The sequence below is a fragment of the Cellulomonas rhizosphaerae genome (assembly GCF_003470205.1).
Classification (GTDB): domain Bacteria; phylum Actinomycetota; class Actinomycetes; order Actinomycetales; family Cellulomonadaceae; genus Cellulomonas; species Cellulomonas rhizosphaerae.
The window spans coordinates 1-6,329 of the sequence record NZ_QWKP01000087.1; the positions used below are offsets into that span (position 1 = coordinate 1).

At 75.3% G+C, this 6,329-nt stretch carries 5 protein-coding genes and 2 riboswitches; all 5 genes read right to left on the reverse strand.

Features of this window, described 5'->3' with window-relative positions:
* Window positions 1-829 (reverse strand): LLM class flavin-dependent oxidoreductase (locus tag D1825_RS01640; RefSeq protein WP_118765761.1); only part of this gene is annotated, 829 nt, incomplete at its 3' end.
* Window positions 826-1,848 carry a GNAT family N-acetyltransferase gene (locus tag D1825_RS18100; protein ID WP_158580659.1) on the reverse strand — a complete coding sequence of 341 codons (1,023 nt, stop codon included), beginning with the start codon at window positions 1,846-1,848 and terminating at the stop codon, window positions 826-828. The genes D1825_RS01640 and D1825_RS18100, both read right to left, overlap by 4 nt.
* On the reverse strand, window positions 1,845-3,209 hold the full coding sequence (locus tag D1825_RS01650) for an amidohydrolase (protein WP_118765762.1): 1,365 nt from the start codon (window positions 3,207-3,209) through the stop codon (window positions 1,845-1,847). The genes D1825_RS18100 and D1825_RS01650 overlap by 4 nt, the downstream gene beginning before the upstream one ends.
* On the reverse strand, window positions 3,206-3,616 hold the full coding sequence (locus D1825_RS01655; RefSeq protein ID WP_118765763.1) for a rhodanese-like domain-containing protein: 411 nt from the start codon (window positions 3,614-3,616) through the stop codon (window positions 3,206-3,208). Before D1825_RS01655 ends, D1825_RS01650 begins: the two co-directional genes overlap by 4 nt.
* Before the next feature lie 31 nt (window positions 3,617-3,647).
* Window positions 3,648-5,861 carry an MFS transporter gene (locus tag D1825_RS01660; protein WP_199721457.1) on the reverse strand — a complete coding sequence of 738 codons (2,214 nt, stop codon included), beginning with the start codon at window positions 5,859-5,861 and terminating at the stop codon, window positions 3,648-3,650.
* Window positions 5,862-5,878: 17 nt separating this feature from the next.
* A riboswitch (SAM riboswitch) is annotated at window positions 5,879-5,986 on the reverse strand.
* 147 nt (window positions 5,987-6,133) lie between these two features.
* Window positions 6,134-6,245, forward strand: a riboswitch (SAM riboswitch).
* Window positions 6,246-6,329 lie beyond the last annotated feature (84 nt).

Here is a 6,329-nt window from a genome sequence, read left to right on the forward strand (position 1 = left end):
ACGACGACTTGCCGGGCCGGGAGTCCCCCGCGTGCTTGGCGATGCTCCGCGCCGCGAACGCCTCGTACACGGCGCGGTACTCGGCCGTGGCCTGCTCGGTGGTGTCCGCGAGGAACAGGCCGCCCGAGCCCGAGCCGACGAAGCCGACCGCCGGGTCGTGCCCGTACGCGACGAGCTGCTCGCGGTAGTGGTCGATCAGCACCTGGTAGTTCTCGCGCGGCTGCAGCGCGTTCGCCGAGACGATCGGGTCGCCGTACCGGGCCGCGAGCTCGACGGCGAACCTGCTCGTGGCCGAGCCGTGCCAGATGCGGAACCGGCCGTCGAACGGACGCGGCAGCGTGGTCGCGTCGCTCAGCGGCGCGTGGAACGTGCCGTGCCAGTCCACGTGCTCCTCGCTCAGGAGCCGGCGCAGCAGCGCGTAGTTCTCCTCGAGGTAGTCGTACTGGTGGGCGATGTCGAGCCCGAACAGCGGGAAGTGCTTGTCCTCGTTGCCCTTGCCGATGACGATCTCGAGCCGCCCGCGCGAGAGCACGTCGATGGTCGCGTAGTCCTCCGCCACGCGGACGGGGTCGAGCAGCGAGAGCACCGTGACGCCCGTGCTCAGCAGGATGTGGTCGGTCGCCTGCGCGAGCGCGCCGAGCAGGACCGTGGGTGAGGAGGACAAGAAGTCGCCCGCGTGCCGCTCCCCCACCGCGAACGAGTCGAGCCCGAGCTCCTCGGCGAGGACGGCCGTCTCGACGACCCGTTCGAGGCGCGTGGACGGGTCGAGCTGGACGCCGGTCACCGGGTGGGCGGCGTGGGGGACGATGTCGAGGACCTGGAACCTCATGCGGATGCTCCTTCGGAGACGGGGGTGGGGGCGAGCTCGTAGCCGAACGCGAGCAGGGTGCCGTCCTCGATCTGGACGGTCTCGCGCTCGGGCAGCCGGACGAATCCGAGCCGGTGGTAGAGGCGGTGCGCGGTGAGCATGCGCGGGCCCGAGTTCATGACGACGCGCTGCGCGCCGCGCTGGCGGGCCAGCTCGAGCACGTGCCGGGTCAGCAGCTCGCCGATGCCGCGACCGCGCGCGCTCGGCGCGACGGCGAGCAGCCGGAAGTCGACCTCGCCCTCCCGGCCGAGGTCCGAGAGGTGCGCACCGGCCCGCGGCGTAGCGACGGTGCCGAGCAGGGCGCGGCTGGACAGGTCCTGCGCGACCCAGACCTCGTGCTCGCGAGCGCGGCCGGCCACGTCGGCGATGTTCCGTCGGTAGTCGTCGCTCAGCGTGTAGTCGTGCGCGTACGCCTCGACCGAGAGGCGGGCGACCTCGTCGTACTCGTGCGGCGCGACGAGCCGGACGTGCACGCCCGTACGGGTCAGGTCGTAGCGGAACACCGCCAGGCGTCCGACGCCGCGCCCGACGACCGTCGTCTCGCGCTCCACGACGCGCTCGAAGCCGAGGCGGTGGTAGAGCCGCTGCGAGACGACGTTGCGGGGACCGGTGTCGAGGACGACGCCCGCGACACCCCACGCCCGCGCGCGCTCCAGGGCGTCGGCGACGAGGATCGCGCCGATCCCGTGGCCCCGGGCCTCGGGCGCGGTCGCGAGCAGCCGCAGCTCGGCCTCGTCGGCCCGGGCCTCGCGGCTGTACGGCGTGCCGGGGCGCAGCAGGCTCACCGTCCCGACCAGGCGGTCGCCGTCGACGGCCACGAGCAGGTCCCCCGCGGCGGCGCGGCCCGCGGCGTCCGCGAGCAGGCGGATCCGGTCCGGGTCGGTCGACGGGCCGTACGGTCCCGCTCCGAACGCCCGGCTGGTCAGCTCGCCGACGGCCTCGAACTCGTGCTCGCGCGCGCGGCGGACGTGGACGGTCATCGCGTTCCTCCCGTGGTGTCGAAGTACCTCGCCACGTCGAGTGCTCCCCCGGCCGCCTCGAAGTCCTCGAGCACCGCGGCCCGCAAGGCCGGGTCGACGAGCCAGTCCAGGGCCGTCAGCGCGAGCCCGAGCCCGCCGTCCACGACCGCCGCGTCGCCGCGAGGGCCGGCCGCGACGTCGGCGAACTCCCGGGTGTGCAGCGCGACGTCCGGGTCGCTGACCGCGATCATCGGGTGGATCCCGGGCAGCCGGACGCTGACGTTCCCGAAGTCGGTCGACGCGGCCAGGATCTCGGGAACCACCCCGCCCGCGAGCGAGGTCCGTCCCTGGGCGGCCTGGTGGGTCGCCCACCGCGCGGCGAGCGGTCCGTTGGTCCGCACGGGGAGCGTGAAGGGCGCGGCGTCCCAGTCGAGCTCCGCGGTGGTGCCGGTGGCCAGCGCGATGCCGTGGGCGATGTCCTCGAGGCGCCGGCACAGGTCTTTGAGCGTGGCCGGGCTCGCCGACCGCACGTAGTACTCGACGGCCGCGCGCTCGGGCACGACGCTCGGCCGCTCGCCACCCTCGCGGATGACCCCGTGCACGCGGTCGCTCGGCGGGATGTGCTGACGCAGCAGCCCGACGGCCTGGTAGTTCAGCGCGACCGCGTCGAGCGCGTTGCGGCCCATGAACGGGCTGGCCGAGGCGTGCGCCGCGACCCCGTGGTAGGTCACGCGCAGCTGTCGTCGGCCCAGGAACGGGTGGTCGACGACGTCGTACCCGAACGGGTGGACCATGATCGCGGCGTCCACGCCGTCGAAGAACCCGGCGCGCGCCAGGATCTCCTTGCCCGACGAGCCCTCCTCGGCCGGTGTACCGAGCAGGAGCACGCGGCCCTCGAACCGCAGGCCGTCGCCCACCGCGCGGTGCAGCGCGAGGAACGCACTCGTGGCGGCGGCCGCGATGAGGTGGTGGCCGCACGCGTGGCCGACCCCGGGCAGCGCGTCGTACTCGGCGAGGATCGCGATCGTCGGCCCGTCGGCCGCGGCGCCGTCGTCGGGCCCGTCCGCCGTGAGCCCCGCTCGCAGCGACGTCGCCAGGCCGTGCGTGCCGACGACCGCGGGCACGCCCTGCGCCCGCAGCAGCTCCGCGATCGCGGAGACCGACCGCACCTCGCGGAACGCCTCCTCGGCGTAGCCGTGGATCGCGCGCGCGAGCCCGAGCGCCGGGCCCTCGCCGGGCGTGGCCGCGGCACGGACGCGCGCGACGTCGTCGGGCGCCGCGCCGGCGAACGGCGAGGACAGCGGGACGAACGCCGCGCGGCGGCGCTCGGTCAGGTCGTGCAGCTCGTCGAGGAACGCCGTGCTGACCGGGGCGGCCGTCACTTCCCGGTGCCGTCGGTGCCGGGCTCGAACGGCAGCCCTGCGTCGCGCCACGCGCCCGCGCCGCCCTCGACGTGCACGACGTTCGTGTAGCCCTTCTCGCGCAGCGCGGCCGCGACCGGGCCCGAGCCGCGGACCGAGCCGCAGACCACGACGATCGGCGTGTCGAGCGAGACCACCGGCGCGAGCTTCGCGGCCGACGCGAGGTCGAACGTCTCGTCGACGCTGTAGCGGTCGACGACCGTCGCGCCCGGGATGGCGCCCGTGGCGTCGCGGCCTGCCGCGCTGCGCACGTCGACGAGGAACGCGCCCGCGGCGACGCGGGCGGCCGCGTGCACGGCGTCGACCGCCGGCGCGAGCGCGGTGGCCTCCTCGATGCTCAGGTCCTGGGCGGGTGCGGTGCTGGTCATGGCGGTTCCTCTCGGCGGAGCTGGACGGGGTTCAGGCGGCGGCGCACTCGAGCGCCGGCGCGGGGACGAGGGTGGGTGGTGCACTGCGGCGGTCGCTGAGCGAGGCGACGACCGACGCGAGGACGAGCGCCGCGGTGACGCCGAGCGCGACGACGGTGGCGTGGCGGTAGGCGGCCAGTTCTCCCGCGGAGACCGACGCGAGGACGATCCCGCCGAGCACGGCCAGGGCCAGCACCGCGGAGATCCGCTGCGCGACCTGCAGGAAGCCCGCGGCCAGGCCCGACGTGCCGAGCGGCACCTCCTCGAGCGTGAGCGCCTGGTTGGGCGCGTGCACGAGCCCGCTGCCGGCACCACCGACGACCTGCGTGACCACGAGCCCGACGACGAGCACGGTGGGCGAGGCCCACGCGACGAGCGCGGCGCTGACGACGAGGGAGCCGGCCACCGCGGCGAGGGCGACCGTGACGGCGGGCCGGCCGTAGCGGGACGCGACCCGCCACGCGAACGCCGAGCACAGCGCCCCGAGCACCGCCCCGGGAGCGCCGACCAGGCCCGCCTCCCACGCGCTGAGCCCGAGGCCCTCCTGCAGGAAGAGCATGAGGACGAGCGCGGTGCCGAGGCTCGAGCCGAACGAGAACGTCGCGACGAGCGTCCCGGTCGCGAACCGGCGCCCGGTGAGCAGCGCGGGCAGCAGGATCGGCCGACCGCCGCGCCGGGCGTAGCGCCGCTCCCAGACGACGAGGGCTACGACGATCGCGACGACGGCCGACACGCTCCACGGGCTCGCCGAGCCGCCGCCGCTCAGCGCCACGGCCGGGAGCAGGACCGCGAGCGTCGCCGCGCCCAGCAGGATCGCGCCGGGCACGTCGAGCTGCGCACGCCCGGCGACGCGGGCCACGCGCGGCAGCCACGCGAGGCCCAGGACGGCCGCGGCGAGTCCGAACGGCACGTTGAGCACCACGACCCAGCGCCACGCGTCCGCCCCGCCCGCGAGGCCGACCACGGCGCCGCCGAGCAGCGGCGCGATGACGCCCGCGAACCCGGCGACCGTGGCGTAGGCGCCCAGCGCACGGGTGCGGCGCCAGCCCGTGAAGTGGTCCTGGATCAGCCCGATGACCTGCGGGTTCGCGGTCCCGGCCGCGAGGCCCTGCAGGAGGCGGCAGACGATCACCACGTCGGCGCTCGTCGCCGTGGCGGCCACGACGCTCAGCACGGAGAACGTCGCCACGCCGCCGACGAGCAGCCCGCGCCGGCCGCGCGCGTCACCGAGCCGGCCGGCGGGGACCAGCGCGATCGCGAAGCCGAGCGAGTAGGCGGCCACGATCCACTGCACCTGCGCGGTGCCCGCGTCGAGCGACGCACGCACCGACGGGATCGCGACCGTGAGGATCGCCTGGTCGATGAGCGTGGCGAAGCCGACGACGAGGCACACGGCGAGCACCCGGTCGCCCGTGCGCGTCGTCGCGTTCTTCCCGACCACCACATCGCTCATGCGCTCATCGCAGGTCGAACCCTTGCGCGCGCAGCGCGTCGCCGAGCCGGTCGCGCCCGTTGAGCGCGCGCGGCCCGGACAGCCGCGCGAGCACGCGCGACGTCCAGGAGTGCTCGAGGCCCTCGTCGGCGTAGAACGCGGCGATCCGGCCCTCGTAGGCAGCGACCTGCGGCAGGGGTCGGGCCGGCCGACCACCAGCCCGAACGCCGCGAACACGTGCGCCGGCAGGTCGAGCACCTCGGCGACCTGCTCGGGACGGTTGCGCAGCCCACCGATGTAGACCGTGCCCAGGCCGAGCGACTCGGCGGCAAGCACCGCGTTCTGCGCGGCGAGGGCCGCGTCGACGAAGCCGACGACCGCGGTCTCGAGGAACTCCGCGCCCTCGGTCGGCGCCTCGTGCGCGGCGGCGACCGCGTGCGCGCGGGACAGGTCGACGAGCCAGACGAGCAGCAGCGGCGCCTCGACGACGTGCCGCTGGTCGCCCGCGAGCGCGGAGAGCCGGGCCCGGGAGCCGGCGTCGCGGACGGCGACCACGCTCCAGAGCTGGAGGTTGGAGCTGGTCGCTGCGGACTGCGCGGCGGTGACGATCGCGGCGAGCTCGGCGTCGGTGACCTCGTCGGGCAGGTACCGCCGCACCGAGCGGTGGGCCAGCTGGAGCGCGATGACGTCGGTGGTGGCCAGGTCGGCGGGGGCGTCGTCGCCGTACCGCTCGCGGGCGAGCTGGTCGATGGCACTCGTGGTGAGGACGGACATCAGGGGTTTCCCTTCGTGACACTCGTTGCCCGTCGCGGGACGGGCCGGGTCTTGCCCGGGAGCACCCCGCCGTGTCGTAGGGGTTGCTGCCCCGCCTGCCGGGCCAGACGGCGGGGCTCGTGACCTGGCCCGGAGAGTCCGCCCGACCAGCGGCGATGTCAACGAGCGGTCATCCATGTCTCACATCGCGGGAACGCCATCCACGCGGCGATTCGTGAGACGACCCGGCCGGCCCGTTGACGACCCCGACCTCGCCGCCTACGGTGCGCGGCGGTCCCGAGTTCCGCCGTCTGGCTCGGCAGGCGGAACAGCAACCCCCACGACACCGGCGGGGTGCTCCCGAGCACGACCTGGCGACCGCGCCCGCGGCCGCAAGCGATGTCCCACCAGGGAGAACACGTGCCATGACCACCACCACCACCGAACTCGCGCTCCCCGCGCTGACCGCCCTCTCGCTCGCGCTGCCCG

Coding starts and splice junctions, on each gene's coding strand:
- D1825_RS18100 (WP_158580659.1), bottom strand. CDS start 1,848: ATGACCGTCCACGTCCGCCGCGCGCGCGAGCACGAGTTCGAGGCCGTC.
- D1825_RS01655 (WP_118765763.1), bottom strand. CDS start 3,616: ATGACCAGCACCGCACCCGCCCAGGACCTGAGCATCGAGGAGGCCACC.
- D1825_RS01660 (WP_199721457.1), bottom strand. CDS start 5,861: ATGTCCGTCCTCACCACGAGTGCCATCGACCAGCTCGCCCGCGAGCGG.